This window comes from Paraburkholderia nodosa DSM 21604 (assembly GCF_000519185.1).
In the GTDB taxonomy this organism is placed as follows: domain Bacteria; phylum Pseudomonadota; class Gammaproteobacteria; order Burkholderiales; family Burkholderiaceae; genus Paraburkholderia; species Paraburkholderia nodosa.
Window position 1 is genome coordinate 13,359 of record NZ_JAFA01000028.1, and the last position, 22,490, is coordinate 35,848.

20 protein-coding genes are annotated in these 22,490 nt (G+C 63.7%); 14 read left to right on the forward strand and 6 right to left on the reverse strand.

Going from position 1 to position 22,490, the window contains the following annotated elements; translation table 11 throughout:
* Positions 1-33: 33 nt before the first annotated feature.
* Positions 34-1,353 (reverse strand): MFS transporter, encoded by a 1,320-nt coding sequence (locus A3CW_RS0131085; RefSeq protein WP_051481829.1) that lies wholly within the window; start codon positions 1,351-1,353, stop codon positions 34-36.
* A gap of 42 nt (positions 1,354-1,395) precedes the next feature.
* Positions 1,396-2,763: a D-serine ammonia-lyase gene (locus tag A3CW_RS48105; protein ID WP_051481834.1), complete on the reverse strand. Its 1,368-nt coding sequence runs from the start codon at positions 2,761-2,763 to the stop codon at positions 1,396-1,398.
* A 108-nt stretch (positions 2,764-2,871) separates the two neighbouring features.
* On the opposite strand from A3CW_RS48105, the gene A3CW_RS0131095 reads away from it, so the two are divergent.
* Positions 2,872-3,816, forward strand: a complete 945-nt coding sequence (locus A3CW_RS0131095; RefSeq protein ID WP_035514504.1) for a LysR family transcriptional regulator — start codon at positions 2,872-2,874, stop codon at positions 3,814-3,816.
* 38 nt (positions 3,817-3,854) lie between these two features.
* Here A3CW_RS0131095 and A3CW_RS0131100 read toward each other — a convergent pair whose 3' ends face one another.
* Both A3CW_RS0131100 and A3CW_RS0131105 read right to left on the reverse strand, forming a co-directional pair.
* Positions 3,855-5,594: a glycerol-3-phosphate dehydrogenase/oxidase gene (locus A3CW_RS0131100; RefSeq protein ID WP_028207050.1), complete on the reverse strand. Its 1,740-nt coding sequence runs from the start codon at positions 5,592-5,594 to the stop codon at positions 3,855-3,857.
* A 15-nt stretch (positions 5,595-5,609) separates the two neighbouring features.
* Positions 5,610-7,127: an FGGY-family carbohydrate kinase gene (locus A3CW_RS0131105; protein ID WP_028207051.1), complete on the reverse strand. Its 1,518-nt coding sequence runs from the start codon at positions 7,125-7,127 to the stop codon at positions 5,610-5,612.
* 181 nt (positions 7,128-7,308) lie between these two features.
* Here A3CW_RS0131105 and A3CW_RS0131110 point away from each other — a divergent pair, with 181 nt between their 5' ends.
* From A3CW_RS0131110 to derI, 12 genes are all read left to right on the forward strand, one after another.
* Entirely contained in the window at positions 7,309-8,286 is a 978-nt protein-coding gene (locus tag A3CW_RS0131110; RefSeq protein WP_028207052.1) for a sugar-binding transcriptional regulator, read from the forward strand.
* On the forward strand, positions 8,286-9,914 hold the full coding sequence (locus tag A3CW_RS48110) for an FGGY-family carbohydrate kinase (RefSeq protein ID WP_211254103.1): 1,629 nt from the start codon (positions 8,286-8,288) through the stop codon (positions 9,912-9,914). The genes A3CW_RS0131110 and A3CW_RS48110 overlap by 1 nt, the downstream gene beginning before the upstream one ends.
* Positions 9,915-9,934: 20 nt before the next feature.
* Positions 9,935-11,443, forward strand: a complete 1,509-nt coding sequence (locus tag A3CW_RS0131120) for a glycerol-3-phosphate dehydrogenase (protein WP_028207053.1) — start codon at positions 9,935-9,937, stop codon at positions 11,441-11,443.
* Between the two features lie 48 nt (positions 11,444-11,491).
* Positions 11,492-12,424: a sugar phosphate isomerase/epimerase family protein gene (locus A3CW_RS0131125; RefSeq protein WP_028207054.1), complete on the forward strand. Its 933-nt coding sequence runs from the start codon at positions 11,492-11,494 to the stop codon at positions 12,422-12,424.
* Between the two features lie 12 nt (positions 12,425-12,436).
* The gene (locus A3CW_RS0131130; protein WP_028207055.1) at positions 12,437-13,459 is read left to right on the forward strand and encodes a dihydroxyacetone kinase subunit DhaK; all 1,023 of its coding nucleotides are present in this window, start codon (positions 12,437-12,439) and stop codon (positions 13,457-13,459) included.
* Positions 13,456-14,109 carry a dihydroxyacetone kinase subunit DhaL gene (gene dhaL, locus A3CW_RS0131135; protein WP_081771887.1) on the forward strand — a complete coding sequence of 218 codons (654 nt, stop codon included), beginning with the start codon at positions 13,456-13,458 and terminating at the stop codon, positions 14,107-14,109. Before A3CW_RS0131130 ends, dhaL begins: the two co-directional genes overlap by 4 nt.
* A gap of 51 nt (positions 14,110-14,160) precedes the next feature.
* Positions 14,161-14,817, forward strand: a complete 657-nt coding sequence (locus A3CW_RS0131140; RefSeq protein ID WP_081771888.1) for a DUF2291 family protein — start codon at positions 14,161-14,163, stop codon at positions 14,815-14,817.
* Positions 14,814-16,370 (forward strand): sugar ABC transporter ATP-binding protein, encoded by a 1,557-nt coding sequence (locus A3CW_RS0131145; protein WP_051481830.1) that lies wholly within the window; start codon positions 14,814-14,816, stop codon positions 16,368-16,370. The genes A3CW_RS0131140 and A3CW_RS0131145 overlap by 4 nt, the downstream gene beginning before the upstream one ends.
* A gap of 27 nt (positions 16,371-16,397) precedes the next feature.
* The gene (locus tag A3CW_RS48115; protein WP_035514506.1) at positions 16,398-17,492 is read left to right on the forward strand and encodes an ABC transporter permease; all 1,095 of its coding nucleotides are present in this window, start codon (positions 16,398-16,400) and stop codon (positions 17,490-17,492) included.
* 69 nt (positions 17,493-17,561) lie between these two features.
* Positions 17,562-18,512: a D-ribose ABC transporter substrate-binding protein gene (locus tag A3CW_RS0131155; RefSeq protein ID WP_028207059.1), complete on the forward strand. Its 951-nt coding sequence runs from the start codon at positions 17,562-17,564 to the stop codon at positions 18,510-18,512.
* A gap of 110 nt (positions 18,513-18,622) precedes the next feature.
* Complete coding sequence (locus A3CW_RS0131160; protein ID WP_028207060.1) at positions 18,623-19,384, forward strand: triose-phosphate isomerase; 762 nt, start codon at positions 18,623-18,625, stop codon at positions 19,382-19,384.
* A gap of 43 nt (positions 19,385-19,427) precedes the next feature.
* Positions 19,428-19,883: a D-erythrulose-4-phosphate isomerase gene (gene derI / locus A3CW_RS0131165; protein WP_028207061.1), complete on the forward strand. Its 456-nt coding sequence runs from the start codon at positions 19,428-19,430 to the stop codon at positions 19,881-19,883.
* 31 nt (positions 19,884-19,914) lie between these two features.
* Here derI and A3CW_RS0131170 read toward each other — a convergent pair whose 3' ends face one another.
* Positions 19,915-20,571 carry a methionine ABC transporter permease gene (locus tag A3CW_RS0131170; protein ID WP_028207062.1) on the reverse strand — a complete coding sequence of 219 codons (657 nt, stop codon included), beginning with the start codon at positions 20,569-20,571 and terminating at the stop codon, positions 19,915-19,917.
* A 44-nt stretch (positions 20,572-20,615) separates the two neighbouring features.
* Complete coding sequence (locus A3CW_RS0131175) at positions 20,616-21,431, reverse strand: MetQ/NlpA family ABC transporter substrate-binding protein (RefSeq protein ID WP_028207063.1); 816 nt, start codon at positions 21,429-21,431, stop codon at positions 20,616-20,618.
* Between the two features lie 295 nt (positions 21,432-21,726).
* On the opposite strand from A3CW_RS0131175, the gene A3CW_RS0131180 reads away from it, so the two are divergent.
* Positions 21,727-22,488 (forward strand): basic amino acid ABC transporter substrate-binding protein, encoded by a 762-nt coding sequence (locus A3CW_RS0131180; protein WP_028207064.1) that lies wholly within the window; start codon positions 21,727-21,729, stop codon positions 22,486-22,488.
* The last annotated feature ends 2 nt before the right edge of the window (positions 22,489-22,490 follow it).

Here is a 22,490-nt window from a genome sequence, read left to right on the forward strand (position 1 = left end):
GTCGTTTACTCCAATGGCGTCGGATGGCTTGACTCAGCGGTTGACCGTCTTCGGATCGAAACTCAACGCCAGTAGTGCGCTGATGACGAGCGAGCCGGCGATGATGAAGATTGCCGGTGCCGTGCTGTGATACGTGTCGCGAATCCAGCCGATCAGGTACGGGCTTACGAAGCCGCCCAGATTCGCCAGACTGTTGATCGCACCGATGCAGGCCGCAGCCGTCGCTCCGCCGAGAAATGCTGTCGGCAACGTCCACATGATTGGCGAGAAGCTGATGATGCCGGCTGCAGCAAGCGAGAGCGCAATCATCGCGAGCACCAGGTGCTGGCCGGCGAAGACGCTCGCCACCAGGCCGAACGCCCCCAGCAGCATGATGCCGGCCAGATGCCAGCGGCGCTCGCGCCGGCGATCCGAACTACGCCCGACAAGCACCATCGCCACGATGGCAACGAGATAGGGAATGGCGCTTAGACAACCGATTTCCAGTCCGCTCTGCGCGCCGGCGTCCTTGATGAGCGTCGGCAGGTAGAAACCGAGCGTGTAGAGCGCCATCATGGCTGGGAACGTCATCAGAATGATCTTGCCGATGCGCAAATCGCGCAGGATGCCCGAGAGCGGCAGGTGCTCGCGGCCGTGATCGTCGTTCGCAATGTCGCGCGCGATCATCCCCCGTTCTTCTTCGGTAAGCCACTTCGCATGGGTCACACGGTCGGTCAGAACCCACAGCACACCGATGGCCAGCGGGAACGTTGGCAGGGCTTCGAGCAGGAACACCCATTGCCAGCCGGCGTGGCCGCCGACCTGATGAAACCGCTCGAGAATCCAGCCCGACAGCGGGCTACCTAGCAGGCCGGCAACTGGAATGCCCGCCTGAAACACGGCGGTCACCCTCGCACGGCGCCGGTTCGGAAACCAGTAGGTGAGGTACAGAATCACACCGGGGTAGAAACCCGCTTCGGCCACGCCGAGTAAAAACCGCACGACGTAGAATTGCCACGGCGCGGTGACGAACGCCATGACGCCCGAAAGCAGCCCCCAGGAAATCATGATCCGGGCGATCCAGCGCCGTGCGCCGACCTTGTGCATGATGAGGTTGCTCGGGACTTCGAACAACATGTAGCCGATGAAGAACAAGCCGGCGCCCAAACCGTATGCCCCTTCGCTGAACTGCAGATCGGTCAGCATCGTGAGCTTGGCGATGCCGATGTTGACCCGGTCAAGATACGCGACGACGTAGCACAACATCAGGAGCGGGATGAAGCGAAGTGCCACCTTGCGGTAGGTGGCGTCTTCGAGCGTCGTGCTCCCGGCACTTGCTTGAACCTCTGGCGGGAAAACGGCTTGCGGTTTCATGAATGTGTCTCCAGGGGCGAGGATGGGGCGATGACGATAGCCTCAGGCGATCTTCACCGTATCTGCAGTAGATGCATGGGCGTTCTGGCTCACAAGCGCTTGCGCATGGGCTTGAAAACGCTGTAGCTCCTCGGGCGGCACCAGCGAGCCGCCCGTGGACCATATGACGTGGGTCGCTTCGCGCATGTCCACGTTGCTTGCACGCGCATAGGCCTGGCCTTCGGGCGACTGTGTGAGCCAGAACGGGCCACCGATGCCGGCCGCAGCCGAGGGCTCGATCTCGATGCCCAGTGAGGTCTTGAGTGCCAGTAAATGGACGTAGAGCTGCTCGTCGGGCACAGTAAAGACCCCCGAGAGTTGCGAGGTCATCAGCGGGCTGACGAGGTGCGATGCCTGCCCAACGGCCAACCCGTCAGCGTCGGTCCGGTTATCGAGACCGATATCGTAGACAGAGACGGGAGCGTCGCCGCCCGAAGCCAATTGCACGAGAACGCAGGGCGAGGCGACCGGTTCGGCGAAGAAGCAATGCACGTGCTCACCGAAAATAGCCTTGAGTCCGTACGTAATGCCACCCGGCGCGCCGCCGACGCCGCATGGCAAATAGACGAACAGCGGATGGGCGGCGTCGACCGCGCGGCCCGCTTCGGCGAGTTGCCGGGCTAATTGCTGGGCACAGGCCGCATAACCAAAGAAGAGCAATTCCGATCGCTCGTCGTCGACGAAATGACTGCGCGGTGCGGCAAGAGCCTGCTCGCGCCCGGCGGCCACCGCTTGTGCGTAATCGCCCGCGTGCTCGACCACTCGCACATTGCGATGGCGCAGCCGGGCCTTTTTCCATTCCTTTGCGTCGGCGGACATGTGCACGACGGCGTCGAAACCGAGTGCGGCCGCCATCACGCCGATGGACAGGCCGAGATTGCCCGTGCTGCCGACGGTCACCGAATACTGCGAGAAGAGGGCGCGTGCGGCCGGTGTGGCGAGTGCACGGCGGTCCGCATCAGCGTCGATCAGACCATGCTCGATCGCGATGGCCTCGGCGAAGGCCAGAACCTCGTGAAATCCGCCGCGCGCCTTGATCGAACCGGCTACCGGCAGCATATCGTCGCGTTTAATGAACCACGCGCCCATGTCCATCTTCCCGTGCGCGTCCAGTTTGCCGAACAGAACGTCACGCAGCGCAGTCGCCGGCGTGAGCGGTGAGTCGATCACGCCCCGGCTTTCGACCAGTTCGGGGAACAGCGTCGCTAGCAGCGGCGCGCAGCGCTCGAGGCGCAAGCGGGCTTGCGCGATCAGTTCGGTCGAAGGGGCAGAGGCTGGCAGAGGTTGGCCCAACGCCGGATTTACCCAAAGCACGGGTTCGTGCGATTGAAGTTTGGCTAATAGTGGAGGTGACAGGTGGGGATGGGTCATGAAGAGCGTCGCGTCGATCAATTTGCTTAACGAGCGGTGATACTAGTCCTTGATGTCGTGTAAAAATAGCGCTCGTTACTAATGCATGCATTAGCTGGACTAATACCTATGCAACTCGATGCCTCACTTCTGGGGGCCTTGCGGTGCTTCGAGGCCGCAGGGCGCTTGCTGAGCTTCACGCGCGCAGCGAAATCGCTCAATTTGACGCAGAGCGCCGTCAGTCAGCAGATACGTCAGCTCGAAGACCGGCTGGGTTACACGCTTTTTGTGCGCGAGGCGCGCGGCCTGAAGCTCACTGCCAAGGGCGAGCCGCTGTTCGAGACCACGACGCGCGCACTCGGCGAGATTCACGCCACGTTGAACCGGCTCGACTTGTCGAATGCGCCGCTGCAGGTCAACTGTCTGCCATCGTTCGCGTTGGAATGGTTGATGCCGCGTCTGACGGAGTTTCATCGTCAGCAGCCGGAGGTCTCCGTGCGGCTCAAAGCCGAATTTCAGACGTTGGATCGCCAGTCGATGAACGCTGAGGACATCGACGTCGCAATCCGCTATGACCCGGCGAGCTACACAGAACTGCAGGCCGACGTGTTGCTCGACGAATACCTGGTGGCCGTGGCGACGCCCGAGTATCTGGCTCTCCATCCGGCCTTTGCTCACGGGGAGTCGTTGGATGGCGTGGTGTTGCTGCACGACGCGTCGCCGTGGATCGGCGCCGCGGAGTTCGTGGAGTGGCGTACCTGGATGGAAGAGCTTCGTCCGGAGTGGCTTGACCAGCTCGACGGTCCGCAGTTCAATCTGTCAAGCCTCGCCATTGGAGCTGCGCTCAGCCATCAGGGCGTCGCGATGGGGCGCACGGCGCTCGTCTACGACGCGATTCGCGCCGGACGGCTGGTCAACGTGTTTAACCGCGCGGTGCGCGCGCCCGCTCGCTACATGCTCCTCTCCCGCAGTCCGGATGACCGTCGCACTGCGATCTTTGCCTCGTGGCTCAAGCAGGAGTGCGAACGTTTTGATGATCTGCGCTCTGCGCAATCGCTTGTCAAGGCACGCTAGCCCAATTGGCAGACAGGCTAGCGCGTGTGCGGACATCGCTAGCGAATATTCCGAGCTGCAACCTCGCCGCTAGAAAGCACAACACCATGACGCTCACGCGCAGTTTCACGCGTCGCATCAATTTCCTGCAGCGTGCGTACCGTATCCCATCCCAGCGCCTGCGCTGCAATGCCGGAGGCTTCCAGCAACAACGCGTTCGTCAGATGCCCTGAGATTGCAATGGTCGTGCGGCGGAAAACCAGATCGGCGAGATGCGTCACCATGTCGTGTTCGCACAGGTATCGGATCTCATGCGCCGTGTAGCCCGACTCGCCCGTGAGCGAATGATCCGCGCGTGCGTCCTGCGCGTTCGCGCAGTACGCGGCGACCGCCGCCGCCGTTGTGCCATACCGGGCGAAAAGCGTCTCGGCCCGTTCGGCCGGAAGATTGTGGCGTTGTGCGAGTGCGCCGACCCACACGGCCCGTTTGCCTGCATCGTGCGGATAGTCACGCCCACCGCCGATCGGCTCGTGGCGCGTGCTGATCCTGCGTGAGCGTCCGAGGCGTTTGAGCGCGTCGTCGGCGACGGATTCCGCGAAGCCGCGAAAGGTCGTCCACTTGCCGCCTACCAGCGACAGCACCGGGATCTGCGTACCCGGCAGGTGATCGACGTGCACCACATGATCGCGGCTCACATCGCCCGGATTCGCGGCGTCCGAATAAGGCAGTGGCCGCACGCCGCTATACCGGAAGGCGATATCCGATTGCTCGAGATGCACGCCCGGAAAGACTTTGCGCAATACGCCGAGCATGTAGGCGACCTCGTCGTCCTCGCAGCGTACGCCGTCCGGATCGCTGACCCGGATATCGGTCGAGCCGATGAGCAGCTTGTCCATGAACGGATAGATCAGCGAGATGCGACCGTCCTTCGAGCCGTAATACACCATACGGCCGCTCAGTTGCGCATGGAGCTCGGGATGGTCGACGATCAAATGCGATCCCTTCGTTCCGCCGATATATTTCCGCTCGATCCCGAGCGCGGCATTGACGCTGTCGATCCACGCGCCGCCCGCATTGACGACGATAGCGGGCTCCACAGCAATGCGTTCCTGCGTCACGAGATCACGCAGCCATACGACGCCGTTCTCCACGTGATCGACACTCACGTAATTGGCTGCGGCGGAGTGCTCGCAGGCAGCGAGACCGTCGGCGACGAGTTCGAAGTTCAGCCGTTCGGCTTGGGTCACTTTGGCGTCGTAATACGTGGCAGTCGCCTTGATCGCCGGATCGAGCAGCGGCAGGCTCTGCAGCGATCGCTTTCTGAGCGCGAAACGATGCCGCGGCATCGTGCGGTCATGCCGGCCGAGAAAGTCATACATTGCCAGACCGATCTTCGAGATGACCGCGCCGCGATCGGCCAGCTTTGCCTTCATGCCGAAGAAACGGCACGCGGACGCGATCATGCCGCCGAAGTACGAGTGAATCGGCAAGACGGTTTCGAGCGGCTGCACATAATGCGGCGCGTTTTTCAGCAGCAGGTTGCGCTCCAGCGTGGATTCGGCCACGAGGCGAAACTCGCCGGTTTCGAGGTACTTCACGCCGCCGTGAATGAGGCGCGACGGCGCGCTGCTCGCGCCGGAGGCGAAATCCGTCTTGTCGATCAGCAGGCAGTCGACGCCTTGCAATGAGAGATCGCGAAAGAGGCCCGCGCCGTTGATGCCGCCTCCGATAATCAACACGCTGACCTTTGACTGCTGCTTCACGCGGTCGAGAAAGCATTCGCGGTTTCGTTCTGTCATCGTTGTGCTCCTTCTTCAGTTCGCGACGGCCGCATGGTCGAGCGCGGGCCACAAAGGCTGCATGGCTGCCGTGAGCCGCGACCAGAGCGCATACGCCTCGTCGAGCTGGCCATGTCGTTGGGTGTCCGGAACGTACGTGTGCGCGACCCGGCACGCGCGCGCAGTTGCATCGGAAAGCGAGGCGAAAACACCCACGCTGACACCGGCGCAGAGCGCGGCGCCAAGCGCGCTGGCCTCCGGACTCTCGGGAATATCGATCGCGACGCCGAGGACATCGGCGAATAGCTGCGCAAGCAGGGGGCTCGACGAGCCTCCGCCAGTCAGCCCGGCTCGACGCGCAGGAAACGCGCTCGTCAACGCTTCGACATGCCAACGGTGATTGAACACCATGCCTTCGAGCACGGCACGCGCCAGATGCGCGCGACGATGCCACGAGCGTATGCCGAAGAACGACGCACTCGCCGGTTGCTCGAACGGCGAGCCGAACAGGAACGGATGAAACATGACCGAACTCGGCTCCGTGAAGGCCGCCTGTACTTCGTCGCCGATCAGGTCGAACAACGAGCAGCCGCGCCGCGCGGCGTCCTGCGTTTCGTGCTGAAAGAGTTCGCGCAACGCCCAGTCGACATTGCTCGACGAAGCAGGCGAGATGGACATGTTCATCCATTGGCCGGGACGCGTGCCGTTGCGGCACGACCAGCGCGGATCCCGTTGCGGTCGGTCGGACAGGATTTCGTTGATGCTGAACGTGCCCGCCGTAATCGAAAGAACACCCGGCTCGATGTTGCCCATGCCGAGGGCGCTCGACGTGACATCGTGCAGCCCGCAGGCAACCGGCGTGCCTTCCTTCAGACCGGTCTGCGCGGCGGCCTGCGCGGTGATCCGGCCAGCGGCCGCCGCCGAAGCGATGATCTCCGGCAGCGCATGACCGATCGACGTCAGGCCGTAGAGCGCGAGGACTTCGTCGCTATAAGTCTGGGTATCGACATCGGTGAAGGACGAACTCGCTTCGGTCGGATCGGTGGCCGGCACGCCGGTCAGGCATAGACGAAGCCAGTCCTTGCAAAAGAGCACGTGGCCGATCTTCGCAAAGCGTTTCGGCTCGTTGAGCTGGATCCACTTGAGCAAGCTAACGGCAGCGTAGGGATAGGGCTGCTGTCCCGTCAGCGTCAGCGCTTCTTCGAGCACGCCTGCCTCACGCCAGCGTTCGGTTACCTCGAATGCGCGACTGTCGAGCGACAGAACGCCTGGTCCGAGCGGCGCGCCGGCGCTGTCGACGAGATAGAGCCCGTCGCCGTGCCCGGTCACGCCCACGGCCGCAATCGAGTCCGGCGGAATCTCGTGCAACGCATCGCGGATGGCGCCGCAGGCCGCTGCCCAAACCTCTTGCATGTCTCGTTCGACGTGTCGCGCGCGCGGTTGGCGCTGCTCGACCCGCCGGCTTCCCACCGCGACGGTGCGTCCGGATGTGTCAAAGACGACGGCCTTGGTGGCGGTCGAACCGCTGTCGACGCCGAGTAAATAGCGCTCCATCGTGTCTCCATGCTGTTTTTTGATGCGTTGCAACAGTTTCCTTTCGGCCCCTCGAGCAGGCGAAGACCACCCAGGGTTATCGCGGATGGCAGCCGGGGAAAGGAATGCTTACCTTGAGGTCACTGAAATAAATTTCAACACACGAAAAAAATATCACTTTTCGTGGGTGCATGGAGACAACATGACGAAAATCGCCGGAAAGCGTGATGCCGAGGACAGCCTTGCGATACGCGCGGCCTGGTTGCACTACGCAGCCGGGCAGACCCAGGCCGATGTCGCGTCCCGACTCGGCGTGAGCAGCGTCAAGGCGCACCGGCTGATCACGCGCGCCAATCAGAGCGGCGCAATCAAGTTCACGATCGACGGCGATGTCGCCGAGTGCGTCGTGCTCGAAGCCGAACTGGCCCAGCGCTACGGTCTGAGCTATTGCGAAGTGGTGCCGGATCTGCACGAAGGCGACTTGCCGTTGCGTGCGCTGGGCGTCGCGGGGGCGTACTTCTTGCAACGCGAGATCGCGGCGCGCCAGGACGGCGTCATCGGCATCGGCCACGGGCGCACGCTCGCCGCCGTGGTGGCGAACATTCCGCGCATGGACGCGGGCACGGTGCGCTTCGTCTCGCTGCTCGGCGGCGTGACGCGCAAGTACACCGCGAATCCGTATGACGTCATCCACAAGCTCGCCGATCAGACGGGCGCGGTGTCGTACGTGCTGCCGCTGCCGTTCTTCGCCAATACCGCGGAGGATCGTGAAGTGCTGCTCTCGCAGCGTGGCGTGCGCGAAGTGTTCGATCTCGCGGCGCATGCGGATTTGATGGTCGTCGGCATCGGCTCGGTGGACGCGGATGCACAGCTTGTCGCGTCGCAGATGATCGAGCCGGCGGAAATCGAAGAAGTGCGCAGCAAGGGCGGCAAGGGCGAACTGCTCGGGCATTTTTTCAGCGACGCCGGCGAATCCGTCGAAACGTCGCTGGCGGCGCGCACGGTGGCGCCCCCGTTGGCCGATCTGACGAGCCGGCGCATCGTGGCCATTGCCGGAGGCGTGTCGAAGATCGCCGCCATCCGCGCCGTCCTGAAAAGCGGCCTCCTCAGCGGCTTGATCACCGACGAGGCCACGGCGCTGGCGCTGGGTGGGGACCCTGAAGCTACGGAAGCTCCGTGATGAGCAACGTGATGGGTAACGTCGGGGGCAACGCAGCGCGAAATCTCATCGTCGGCATCGACGCGGGCACCTCGGTCATCAAGGCCGTGGCCTTCGATTTGTCGGGACGGCAGATTGCCGTGGCCTCGCTGCCCAACCGCTACACGACCAGCGCCGATGGCGCGGCGACCCAGTCGCTGGCGCAAACCTGGGCCGATTGCGCGCAAGCCTTGCGCGATCTCGGCGCGCAGGTCGAGGGCCTCGCGCAACGTACGCAGGCGCTGGCGGTCACGGGCCAGGGCGACGGCACGTGGCTCGTCGGTGCGGGCAACCAGCCCGCAAGCGACGCCTGGCTGTGGCTCGACGCGCGCGCCGCGAACACGGTGCGCGCCTTGCAGGAAGGTCCCGCGAGTCGCGCGCGCTTCGAGGCGACCGGCACCGGGCTCGCCGCATGCAGCCAGGGCGCGCAGATCGCCCATATGGCCGCGACGATGCCTGACGTGCTGGCGCGCGCCGAAGTCGCGCTGCATTGCAAGGACTGGCTGTATCTCAATTTGACCGGCGTGCGCGCGACCGATCCGTCGGAGGCCAGCTTCACCTACGGCAACTTCCGCACGCGCCGCTACGACGACGCGGTCATCGACGCACTCGGCCTGAGCGCGCGGCGCGGCCTGCTGCCCGAGATCATCGACGGGACCGAACGCACGCATCCGCTCTCTGCGCAGGCAGCGGCAGAGACAGGTCTGCTGGCCGGTACGCCCGTGTGTCTCGGCTTCGTCGATATCGTGCTGACGGCGCTGGGCGCGGGCATACACACCGAAGGCGCGACGGGCGCGAGCTGCTCGATCGTCGGCTCGACGGGCATGCACATGCGCGCCATGCGCAACGACAACGTGCATCTGAACGCGGAAGGCACGGGCTACGTCATCGCGCTGCCGTTGCCGGGCATGTCGGCGCAGGTGCAGTCGAACATGGCGGCCACGCTGAACGTCGACTGGGTGCTCAATCTCGCGTGCGATCTGCTCACGCAGTTCGGCACGAGCCTTTCGCGCAGCGACCGGATCAAATGCGTCGACGGCTGGCTGCAGGAGGGGCGGCCGGGCTCGCTGCTGTATCACCCGTATATCTCGGATGCGGGCGAACGCGGGCCGTTTGTCGAGCCCAACGCGCGAGCGGGCTTCATTGGACTGACGAGCGAAAGCCGGTATCCGGATCTGGTCCGCGCCGTGGTCGAAGGGCTCGGGATGGCCGCACGCGACTGCTACACGTCGATGGGCATTCCGATGCCGGACGAACTGCGCCTGACTGGCGGCGCGACGCGTTCGCGCGCGTTGCGCGGCGTGCTCGGCGCCGTGGTCGGCGCGCCCACGCGGATCTCCACCCGCGAGGAAGCGGGCGCGGCCGGTGCGGCCATGATGGCGGCGGTCGCGCTAGGCGTGTACCCGAACATGAATGCGTGCATCGCCGAATGGGTGACGCCGCTGCTTGGGCAGCCCGAGTCGCCCGATGTGGAACTGACGCAGTTGTACGCGCAACTTTTTCCCGCGTATCGCAAGGCACGCGAAGCGCTGGTGCCGACGTGGGCGGAAACGGCCCGATTGCTGAAATCGCGGCATCGGCCGGAGGCAGTTTCCGCAAGCCTCAACTAACGTCGAACATGGAACGTGAGATGAGCGAGAAGGACATGGTGGACCTGTGTGTCATCGGCGGCGGCATCAACGGCGCGGGTATCGCGCGCGATGCGGCGGGCCGCGGGCTGTCGGTAATGCTGTGCGAGAAGGACGATCTGGCGCAGGGCACGTCGTCGCGTTCCGGCAAGCTGGTGCATGGCGGGTTGCGTTATCTGGAGTACTACGAATTCCGGCTCGTGCGCGAGGCGCTGATCGAGCGCGAAGTGCTGCTCAACGCCGCGCCGCACATCATCTGGCCGCTGCGTTTCGTGCTGCCGCACAGTCCCGGCGATCGTCCCGCCTGGCTTGTGCGCACGGGCCTCTTCCTGTACGACCATCTTGGCGGACGCAAGAAGCTGCCGGGCACGCGCTCGCTCGATCTGCGGCGCAATCCCGAAGGGGCGCCGATCAAGGACGAGTACCACAAAGGCTTCGAGTATTCCGACTGCTGGGTCGACGATGCGCGCCTTGTGGTGCTCAACGCCGTGGACGCCGCCCGGCGCGGCGCCGAAGTGCTCACGCGCACCGCGTTTGTTTCGGCGCGGCGCGAAGGCGGGGCGTGGCGCGTGGAACTGCGCGACGCGCGTAACGGCGCGACGCGGGTAGTGAGCGCGCGGGCGCTGGTCAACGCGGCCGGACCCTGGGTGTCCGAAGTGATTGGGCGCGCGGGCGCGCAGTCGACGCGCAAGGTGCGGCTCGTCAAGGGCAGCCATCTCGTCACGCCGAAGTTCTGGGAAGGTCCGCATTCCTACCTCGTGCAGAACCACGACAAGCGCGTGATCTTCATTAACGCGTACGAAGGCGACAAGGCGCTCATCGGCACGACCGACGTCGCCTGGGACGGCGCCCCGGAAACGGTGGCGATCACGAACGACGAGATCGACTATCTGCTCTCTGCGGTGAACCGCTATTTCAAGCATCCATTGCGCAAGCAGGACATCGTGTCGACGTTCTCGGGCGTGCGCCCGCTCTACGACGACGGCAAGGGCAATCCGTCGGCGGTCACGCGCGATTACGTGTTCGATCTGGACATTACCGGCGGCGCGCCGCTATTGAATGTCTTCGGCGGCAAGATCACCACCTTCCGCAAGCTGGCCGAGCACGCGCTGCAAAAGCTGCAGCCGACCTTCCCGAAGATGGGCGCGGACTGGACCGCAGCCGCGACGTTGCCGGGTGGCGACATCGAAGGCGCCGACGTGCCGCGTTTCATGGCGAAGCTGCAGGTGCAGTACGAATGGCTGCCTCGCAACCTGTTGCGCTACTACACGCAGACCCACGGCACGCTCACGCATCAGGTGATTAACGGCGCGACCTCGCTCGCCGGTCTGGGCCAGCAGTTCGGGCCGACCTTCTATGAGGCGGAGGCACGCTATTTGATAGCTAACGAATGGGCTGAGTCGGCCGACGACATGCTCACGCGGCGCACCAAGCACGGTTTGCACATGAGCGCTGCGCAAAAAGCCGCCTTCGGCGTCTGGCTCGACGGCCTCGTCAGGAAATCCGCGTAAGCGGGGCGGGCCGCAACTCCGAGGCAACCCATACGACACGAGACGAACATGGCATTCACACTCGCACTCAACACGAATCCGCTGGTGAACCGCTTTGCCGAGCCGGGCGACCTGATCGACGCCATTGCGCACGACATGAAGATCCGTGACGTGCAGTTGACACACGAGTTCATCAACCCGTCGTGGCCGGCAGCAACGACGCGCAGGCTGACGCGCGAGATGCGCGCTGCGATGACGCGCACCGGCGTGCGCATCACGTCCGGCATGACGGGGCCTTACGGGCGGCTGAACCACTTCGGTCATCCGGACGCCGAGGTGCGCCGCTATTACGTCGACTGGTTCAAGACTTTCGCGGATATCACCGCCGACCTGGGCGGCGATTCCATCGGCACGCAGTTCGCTATCTTCACCTACAAGGACTTCGACGACCGGGCGCGCCGCGATGCGCTGATCCAGACCGCGATCGATTGCTGGGCCGAAGTCGCCGGGCATGCGAAGGCGGCGGGGCTGAAATACGTGTTCTGGGAGCCCATGTCGATCGGCCGCGAGTTCGGTGAGACCATTGCCGCGTGCATGGCGCTGCAGGACAAGCTGAGCGCCGCGAACATGGCGATCCCCATGTGGATGATGGCCGATATCGACCACGGCGACGTCACCAGCCCCAACCCGGACGATTTCGACCCGTATGCGTGGGCGCGTGCCGTGCCGCGGGTGTCGCCGATCATTCACATCAAGCAGTCGCTGATGGACAAGGGCGGTCATCGTCCTTTCACCGCCGAGTTCAACGCGCGCGGCCGCATTCAGCCCGAGCCGCTGATCAAGGCGCTGCACGAAGGCGGCGGACGCGACAACGAGATTTGCCTCGAGCTGTCGTTCAAGGAGCGCGAGCCGACCGACCGGCAAGTCGTCGAGCAGATCGCCGAATCCGTGGCGTTCTGGGCGCCGCATTTCGATTCCGGCGTTGCCGATCTGAATATCTGAGGAGATCCGACGATGCACGGCACGAGGACACAGAAACTGATCAACGACGGCGACGCCGCCGTCGACGAGATGCTGGAAGGCATCATGGCCGCCCACGGCGATCTGCTCACGCGCAACGACAGCGCGCCGCGCGCGATCGTCGCGCGCAACGGGCCGCGTGCCGGCAAGGTGGCGCTCGTGATTGGCGGCGGGTCGGGCCATGAGCCGACGTTTCTGGGCTTCGTCGGCAGGGGGCTGGCCGACGCGGCGGTGATCGGCAACGTCTTCGCGTCGCCGCCGCCGCAACCGGCCGTGGATGCCGCGCTCGCCGCGCATGGCGGCGCGGGCGTGCTGTTCATGTACGGCAACTATGCCGGCGACGTGATGAACTTCGACATGGCCACCGAGATGCTCGAACTCGAGGGCGTCGAGGCGCGCACGGTGCTGACGACCGACGACATTGCCTCGGCGCCGCGCGAGAAGCGCGCAACGCGGCGCGGCGTGGCGGGCAACGTGTTCATCTTCAAGGCGGCGGGCGCCGCCGCCGATCTGATGATGCCGCTCGACGAGGTGGAGCGCGTGGCGCGTCATGCCAACGCGCGCACCTACACGCTGGGGGTGGCGCTCGCGCCGTGCTCGCTGCCGCAAACGCGACGTCCGAACTTCGAGATCGCGCCCGGTGAAATGGAAATCGGCATGGGCATTCACGGCGAGCCGGGCATGCGCCGCGAGACGCTGCGCACCGCCGACGCCATCACCGACGAGATCATGGATGCGATCCTCGCCGAGATGGGCGCCGCCAAAGGCGATCGCGTTGCCGTACTCGTGAACTCGCTCGGTTCCACGCCGCTCATGGAGCTGTACATCCTCAACCGCCGCGTTGCGCAGCGCCTGAGGGAAGCGGGGCTCGTGGTGCATCGCACGCTGGTCGGGCCGCTTTGCACGTCGCTCGAAATGGCGGGCGCGTCGATCACCGTGATGCATCTGGACGACGAACTCCAGCGCCTCATCGATCACCCGTGCGAATGCGCGATGTTTCAGCAGAGGGCCGCATGATGCCCGCGCTGACGACCGCCGATATGGCACGCCTGTTCCGCGAACTCGCGGACGCCATCGCGAAGGCGCGCGACGAGCTTTGCCGGCTCGATGGCGCGATCGGCGACGCGGATCACGGTATCGCGATGGAGCAGGGCTTGACTGCCGCCTCGAACGCGATCGAGACGCTGCCGGCGGAAGCCACCCTCGCGGATCAGTTGAATGCGGCGGCCAAGGGCTTCCTGAACGCGGTTGGCGCTTCGTCGGGACCGCTCTATGCCACTGCATTCATGCGCGCGGCCAAGGTTGCCGGTGCGCGCCAGGAACTCCCGCTGAACGAGGCGCCGGGCCTGATCGTCGCGATGGCTGAAGGCATCCGCTCGCGCGGACGGGCCGAAATCGGCGAAAAGACCATGGTCGATGCCTGGGCGCCCGCTGCGGCGGCGATCGAACACGGCATGGAGGAAGGCTTGCCGGTGCGCGAGATCATGACGCGCGCGGGCGAGGCGGCAACGGCGGGCGCCGAGTCGACGATCGCGATGGTCGCGACCAAGGGGCGGTCGTCGCGTCTCGGTGAACGCAGCATCGGACACATGGATCCGGGTGCGGCGTCGGCCGCGATGGTGGTCAATGTGATCGTAGAAAACTGGAGGAGACATGGCACGGATTGAATGGGCAGACGACCGGCAAAGCCGTCGTTGCGACGCAAGGGGGGTGAGCCAATGAGCGCCATTGCTCCATCGACGAAGGGTCATTCCGGGCACAAGGCTCGCCTCGTGATCGAAGTGGTGTTGCTGGTGATGTTGCTGGTTGCGATGGCGATGAGCACGAGGGTCGTGAAGATCGGCTCCGACGCGGACTCGCAGACCAAAGAATTCGAACCGGCCGCCTACGGCACGAAGCAGTTCCCGAAAACCCAGGCAGCCATCGAAAAGCGTGCGGTCGATGCCGCCACGCTGGCCGCTGCCATCGCCACGGATCAGGACGCGGCGGGCAAGCAATACGGTGTGGCTGGCGGCGGCGTGGGTCCCGAGATGGCGGTGAAGTTCACCGGCGTGGCGGGCAAGGAAGACGCGGGCGTGTACGAAGTGAAGGTGCCCGGTCTGCCTGATTCGCTTGTCGTGCGCGTGCAAACGGGGCCGGCAATCAACGGCACGGATCTGCGCGACGCCACCGGCAACATCAGCTTCGGGCAGTTCACCAACCAGATCGACTATCAGAACGCCGGCTACGCGATCAATTCTGAAATGAAGAAAGCGGTCCTGTCGAAGATCGATACGACCAGATTGACCGGCAAGACCGTCTCGGTCGTCGGCGTGTTCCAGCTGATCAATCCGAACGGCTGGCTCGTCACTCCTGTGAAGCTGGACGTCAAATGAGCACCGCGATCCCAATCACGACACCGGCCGCAACGAAGGACGGCGTCCTGCTGTCCGCGCGCAACATCGTCAAGTCATACGGCGGCGTGCATGCCCTGAAGGGCGTGAACTTCGAGATCCATCGCGGCAAGGTCACGACGCTGTTTGGCGAGAACGGCGCAGGCAAGTCGACCTTGATGAAGATTCTTTCCGGCGTGGAAAAGCCCACGTCGGGTGAGATCGAACTCGACGGCGAGCGCGTCGCTTTCGTCTCGTCGAGCGATGCGCGCGATCACGGCATCTCGATCATTCACCAGGAGTTGAGCCTCGCGCCCAATCTGAGCGTGCGCGACAACATCTTCATGGGCCGGGAGTTGCGCACGCCGACCGGCGTGGACTTCGCCGAAGAGGCGCGCCAGACGCAGGCACTGATGGTCGACCTCGAAGAAGAGATCGACCCGATGACGCTGGTCCACGACCTGCGCCTCGGCCAGCAGCAGGTGGTCGAGATCGCACGTGCGCTCTCGGTCGATTCGCGCATCCTCATCATGGACGAGCCGACTTCCGCGCTGAGCGCCTCCGAGGTCGAGGTGCTCTTCAAGGTGATTCGCGACCTGACGAGCCGCGGCGTTTCGATCGTGTACATCTCGCATCATCTCGAAGAGGCGTTGCAGGTCACGGACTACGCCGTGGTCTTGCGCGACGGCAGGATCACCGCCACGGCGCAGAGGAAGGACATCGACCTCGGCTGGATCGTGCGCAACATGGTCGGCGAGAACTTCGATCTCGGCTCGCCGCCGACGGGTTACGCGTTCGGCGACGTCGCGCTCGACATCGACGACATCAGCGTCGCCGACGAATCGGGCACGGGCACCTCGGTGGTCGATCATCTGTCGCTCAAGGTGCGCGCGGGCGAGATCGTCTGCATTTACGGATTGATGGGCGCGGGCCGCACGGAACTGCTCGAAGCGGTGGCCGGGCGCACGCACCTCCCCGTCACGGGCGGCAAGGTGCGGCTCGAAGGCGAGGACATGGCGTCGCTGAGCATTGGCGAGCGCATCGCGAAGGGCCTCGTGCTGGTGCCGGAGGACCGGCAGCGCGATGGGCTCGTACCGACCATGAGCGTGGGCTCGAACCTGTCGCTCGCGAGCATCCGCTCCTTCGTGAAGGGGTTCTTGATGTCGCCTGGCGCCGAGCGCGAACTCGTGGGCGAATCGATCCGCAACGTGCACGTCAAGACCTCGGAAGCGGGTGCATCGATCCGCTCGCTCTCCGGGGGCAATCAGCAAAAGGTGGTGATCGGCAAGATGCTGGCAACCGGGCCGAAAGTCATCCTGCTCGACGAACCCAGCCGCGGCATCGACATCGGCGCGAAAGCGGAGGTGTTTCGCCTGCTCGCGGAGAACGCGAAGCAAGGTCTGGCCGTGGTCTATTCGACTTCGGAAGTCGGGGAGTGCCTGAGCGTCGCGCATCGCATCATCGTCATGCGGCGCGGCAAGATATCGGCCGAATTCGGACCGGATGCCAACAAGGACGACATCATGGCCGCCTCGGGCGAAGCCGTTGTTGTCTGATCGTAGCAATGCCAGGAGACATTCAACATGAACCATGCCGCCAAAACACCGAGATCCAGTCGCTTCGGCGGAGAAGGGCTTGACTTTGGCAAGATCCTGCTCGAAGGACGTGCGTTTTTCGCGCTGATCGCCATCGTCATTATCTTTTCCTTTCTGTCACCCAATTATTTCGCACTAGAAAACTTCCTGACAATGGCCTCACACGTGGCCATTTACGGGATCCTTGCGATCGGCATGCTGCTCGTGATCATCAACGGGGGGATCGACCTCTCGGTTGGCTCCACGCTCGGACTCTCCGGTGTCGTCGCGGGATTCTTCATGCAGGGCGTGACGCTGAACGTGCTCGGCGTCGTGCTGTATCCGTCGGTCTGGGTGGTGGTCGTGCTGTGCTGCGCGCTCGGCGCTTTCATCGGCCTCGTCAACGGGATTCTGATCGCGCGTTTCCGCGTGCCGGCGTTCGTCGCCACGCTCGGCGTCATGTATGTCGTGCGCGGCTTCGCGCTGCTGATGACCAACGGTCTCACCTATAACAACCTGGGCGGACAGGCCGATCTGGGCAATACCGGCTTCGACTGGCTTGGCTTCGACCGGCTGTTCAACGTGCCGGTGGGCGTGCTGATCCTGGTGGTGATCGCGGTTCTCTGCAGCATCGTGCTCAATCGCTCGGCATTCGGCCGCTGGCTCTATGCCTCGGGCGGCAATGCTCGCGCGGCGGAACTCTCCGGCGTGCCGGTAAAACACGTGCAGATCAGCGTGTACATGCTCTCGGGCATTTGCGCGGCGATCGCCGGCCTGATTCTCTCCTCGCAGCTCACCTCCGCCGGTCCGACGGCGGGCACGAGCTACGAACTGACGGCCATCGCGGCCGTGGTGATCGGAGGCGCGTCGCTGATGGGCGGCACCGGCAATATCCGCGGCACGCTGCTCGGCGCATTCGTGATCGGCTTTCTGTCCGACGGTCTCGTGATCATCGGCATCTCGTCTTACTGGCAAACCGTATTCACCGGCGCGGTCATCGTCCTCGCGGTGTTGCTGAACGCCATTCAATATCGCCGCCGCGTCAAGCGTCCCGCGCCGACCGGTGGACAACTGGCTTCTTCGCAAGGCGGCGGCAAGGCATGAGCAGTACGACCGGCAAGCGAGAAGTGAATTGAAGCTTTACACCATCATCAACCTTGGAGGAGACAACTCATGACCTTGAAGACAAAGACCACGATCCTTGCGGCCATCGCCCTGGCCGCGCCCTTGTTCGCCGGACAGGCTCAAGCCGCCGGCCTCATCAGCATCATCGTCAACGATCCTGCGAACCCGTACTGGCTTGCCGAAGGCAACATCGCCGCTGCTGAAGCCAAAAAGCTCGGCTACACCGCCAACGTTTCCGCATCGAAAGGCGACACGAATACCGAGAGTCAGCAGATCGACACCGCCATCACCAACAAGTCGGTCGCGATCATTCTCGACCCGGCCAACGCGAGCGGTTCCGTTGGCGCCGTGAAGAAGGCGATCGCCGCGAAGATTCCGGTGTTCCTCGTCAACGCGGAAATCAATCAGCCGGGCCTCGCCAAGGCGCAGCTGGTTTCGAACAACGCTCAAGGCGCGGCTCTGGGCGCCCAGCAATGGGTCAAGGACGTCGGCTCGAAGGGCAATTACGTCGAATTGCTCGGCGCGCCGTCCGACAACAACGCCGCGACGCGCTCGAACGGCTACAAATCGGTGCTGAGCCAGTATCCGGATCTGAAGGTGGTGGGCTCGCAAGTGGCCAACTGGGACCGCACGCAAGGTTTCAACGCCACGCAGAGCCTGATGCAGGCGCATCCGGACGTGATCGGTGTCATTAGCGGCAACGACGAAATGGCGCTCGGCGCGATCGCCGCGCTCAAGCAGGCCGGCAAGATCAAGAGCGTGAAGGTCGGCGGCTTCGACGGTTCGCCCGCAGCGGTCGATGCGGTCAAGGCCGGCGAGTTGCAGTACACGGTGCTGCAACCGGTCGCCGAGTTTTCCGCCAAGGCGGTGCAGGAGGCAGACCAGTTCCTGAAAACCGGCAAGACGGGCGCATCGAGCGAGAAGCAGCTGTTCGACTGCGTGCTGATCACCAAAGCGAATGCGTCGAAGTACACCGCGCCGTTCGTGCTGTCGAAGTGAGTTGGCTGGCGTATTGATCAGTGCGCCGGACTGGCGGGGCGAGCCACNCCCGCCGGTTCCGGCGCGACATGCGCTGCGAAACGTGAGCGCAGATGCGCAACAAGGTAACCATGACTGATTCCCTCTTTTGGGTCGGCACGAGCTGGAAGATGAACAAGACGCTGGCGGAAGCGATCGCTTTTGCCGAGCGCATGCTTGCCAGCCCCGACGACCCACGCATTCAGTGCTTCGTGATTCCGCCTTTCACCGCGATTCGGGAAGTCAAATCCATTCTTGCGGAGACCGGTATCAAGGTCGGCGCGCAAAACATGCACTGGGATGAGCACGGCGCCTGGACCGGCGAAATTGCGCCGCCGATGCTCGTCGATTGCGGAATGGATCTCGTCGAACTGGGCCATTCCGAACGGCGCGAGCATTTCGGCGAGACCGACGACACTGTTGGCCTCAAGGTCGAGGCCGCCGTGCGCCATGGGCTGACGCCGTTGGTCTGTATCGGCGAGACGCTCGCCGACAAGCAAAGCGGCCGGGCCGCGGAAGTGCTGGCTGCCGAGGTCCGTGGCGCACTGGCAAGACTCGGCCCGGAACAGCGCGCAGCGCCGATTCTGCTCGCGTACGAGCCGGTGTGGGCCATTGGCGAACACGGCGTTCCCGCCAGCCCCGAGTACGCCGACGCGCGACAGGCGGAAATCAGTCAGGTCGCTCAGGCGATTCTCGGCCGCCGCATCCCGTGCCTGTACGGCGGCTCGGTCAACCCCGACAACTGCGCCGAACTCACGGCCTGCCCGAATATCGACGGGCTTTTCATCGGCCGTTCGGCGTGGCATGTGAGCGGGTATCTGGACATATTGAAGCGCGTCGGGGCAGTGCTCTGACCACGATGCGGGCTTGCCAACCCCTATTCTCAAGGAGATCGCCATGAAAGTGGCCATTGGAGGCGACAGTGCCGGAGTCGGATTGGCCCGGGTGCTGGCCGACTACCTGAAAGATCGTTTCGACGTCTTCGAAGTGTCGAGCAACGAATCGAATCCGAATGAGTTTTACGCCAATCTCTCGGACCGCGTGGCATCCGGCGTGATCAGCGGCGCATACGACCGCGCGATTCTCGTGTGCGGCACCGGCATCGGTGTCAGCATTTCGGCGAACAAGGTGCCGGGCATTCGCGCCGCGCTGTGCCACGACACCTACTCCGCGGAACGCGCGGCGCTCTCGAACAATGCGCAGATCATCACGATGGGCTCGCGCGTGATCGGGCCGGAGGTGGCCAAGGCCATTGCCGATGCTTTTCTCGACAACACGTTCGACGAAAACGGGCGTAGCGCAGGCAACGTCGCGGCGATCAACGAAGTGGATTCGAAGTATCACCACCGGTAACTCGACGGATTTCCTGCACGGCTGGGCGTCGTCAGTGCTTGCGATCGACCCGGCGAGCGAAATATTCGCCGATCAGCTGAATCACCGATACGAGCGCGACCAGGATGAAGATCACGACGATCATCACCCGGGTTTCATAGCGTTCGTAGCCATAGCGAATCGCCATGTCGCCAAGGCCGCCGCCGCCGACGGCGCCGGCCATCGCCGACATGTCGATCATCGCGATTGCGGTTACCGTGACGCCGCCGAGAATGCCGGGCAGCGCTTCGGGCAACAGCACGTGGTGGACGATCTGGGAGCGTTTGCAGCCCATCGCGCGCGCGGCCTCGATGAGCCCTGGCTCCACACCGCCGAGATTGACCTGGACGATGCGCGCAAAGAACGGAATCAGGTTCGCGCTCAACGGCACGACGGCGGCCCACGCGCCCAGCGTCGTACCGACAATGAAGCGCGTGACCGGCAGCAGCGCGACCAGCAGGATGATGAAGGGGATCGCGCGGAACATGTTAATGGCGGTCGAGAGCGTCTTGTGCAGTAGCGGTCGCGGATAAAGCCCGCCCGGTGCGTTCACCGTGAGCACGATCGCGAGCAGCATGCCGGCGACGATCGCGATCAGCATCGACGCGCCCACCATTAGCAGGGTCTGCAGCAGGGCCTGCACGTAGCGGTCAGCCAGGGTTGGCGACATAACCTTTCACCTCGAGATGGCAACATGCGCAGGCATGCGAAGTATCAGAATGCGGGAGTCACGGAGCCATTGAAGTGTGTCTGGATAAAGTGCCTGACTTCCTCTGACTGATACGCCTTGACGAGCTTCGGCACCCACGGCGCGTTGCGGTCCTGCTCGCGCACCGCGATGATGTTCACGTAGGGGTTGTGCTCCTTGTGCTCGACCGCGATGCCGTCGCGCGTGGCGTAAAGGCCCGCCTCGGACGCCACGTTATTGACGATGGCTGCGGCATCGACGTCGGGCAGCGAGCGCGCCTGGACCAGCGGGTCGGCCTCGACGAAATTCAGCTTGCGTGGGTTGGAGCGCACGTCCTGTAGCGAAGCGGTGCCGGTGTAGGGATCGAAGCCATCGCGCAACGTGATGAGCTTGTGATCGCGCAGGATCACGAGGGCCCGGGTCTGGTTGCTCGGGTCGGCAGGAATGCTGACCGTTGCGCCGACAGGGAGCGCCTCGAGCGACTTGTACTTCTTCGAGTAGAAGCCGATAGGCGAAATATACGTGTCGCCAACCGCCACGATCTTGTAGCCGCGCGACTTGACCTGATCGCGCAGATACGGAATGTGCTGGAAGGAATTGGCGTTCAGATCGCCGTTGTTCAGCGCCTCATTCGGGCTTGCGGTGCCGCTGATCACGATTGCCTCCACATCCAGCCCGTCCTTCTTCGCAACCTGCGTGACGACCTCCCAGATCTGCTCGTCTACGCCGCCGGCCACACCCACCTTGAGCGGCGTCGGCGAGCCGGCGGAGAAGGCGGGAGCGCTGGAAAACGGCAGCACGAGCGCGAGCGCGGCGAGAATGGACAGAGTGCGTCGAATCATGAAGATGGCTCCGGGGTGAAAGGATGGGTTGGCACGCCGGGCAATTATAGGAACGTAGATCTGCGTGGCACTACGAATGGATTGTCGAATGCTAATGACGCGCGCCGGTCGATCCATGCCGGCGAGTGCGCCATGTTCAACGCAGCCCGCCCGGCGAAGATGCGCCGGATGATCGTCAAAGTGCGGGCGGCGTCGCGGCGCGCGAACACGGGATGTAGACGAATTTTGGCTGGTAGGCTTTTTAGTGGATTGCTATATACTTTTCCAACTTTTCTTGTCTCGGGGCGACGACGCTGTGAAAAAATTCTTCCTCACCCTTGCCGCCTCGGTGGCCGCCTGTGCTATCTGGTCTGTCGCCGCACACGCGGAAGACCGCGAACTGGTTGTGGCATCGAGCGCGACCTATACGCCGTTCGCGTTTGAAAACAAGGACAAGCAGATCGTAGGTTTTGACATCGACATCATCGATGCGATCGCCAGGCAGCAGCATATGAAACTGCGTATTGTGAACACGCCGTTCACCAGCATCTTCGCGTCGCTCAACAATGGCGACGTGGACCTGGTCATCTCCGGTGTCACGATCAACGACAAGCGTAAGCAGAGTTTTGACTTCTCGACGCCGTATTTCGATGCGCGCCAGTTGATCGCGGTGCCCAAGAGCAGTTCGGTGAAGTCGCTGAAGGACCTGGATGGCAAGAAGGTCTCCGTGGTGAGCGGTTCCACGGCTGACGATGTCATGAGCCGTGAGGTGGGCAAGACCAACCCGAATATCCGCCGTTTCGAAAGCACGCCGCTCATCATTTCCGAACTGGCTTCAGGTGGAGTAGACGCGGCAATTGGCGACAACGGTGTCATTGCGTACCGGGTATCGCAGAATCCTGGTCTCAAGACCGTGGAAGACGCGAATTTCCCCAAGGAATACTACGGAATCGTCGTCCGCAAGGGCGACAAGGCGCTGCTGGACAAGATTAACGCCGGGTTGGCGGCGATCCGCGCAGATGGCAGCTACAACGTGATCTACAAGAAGTGGTTCAACCAGGACTTCAAGCCGCAATAATG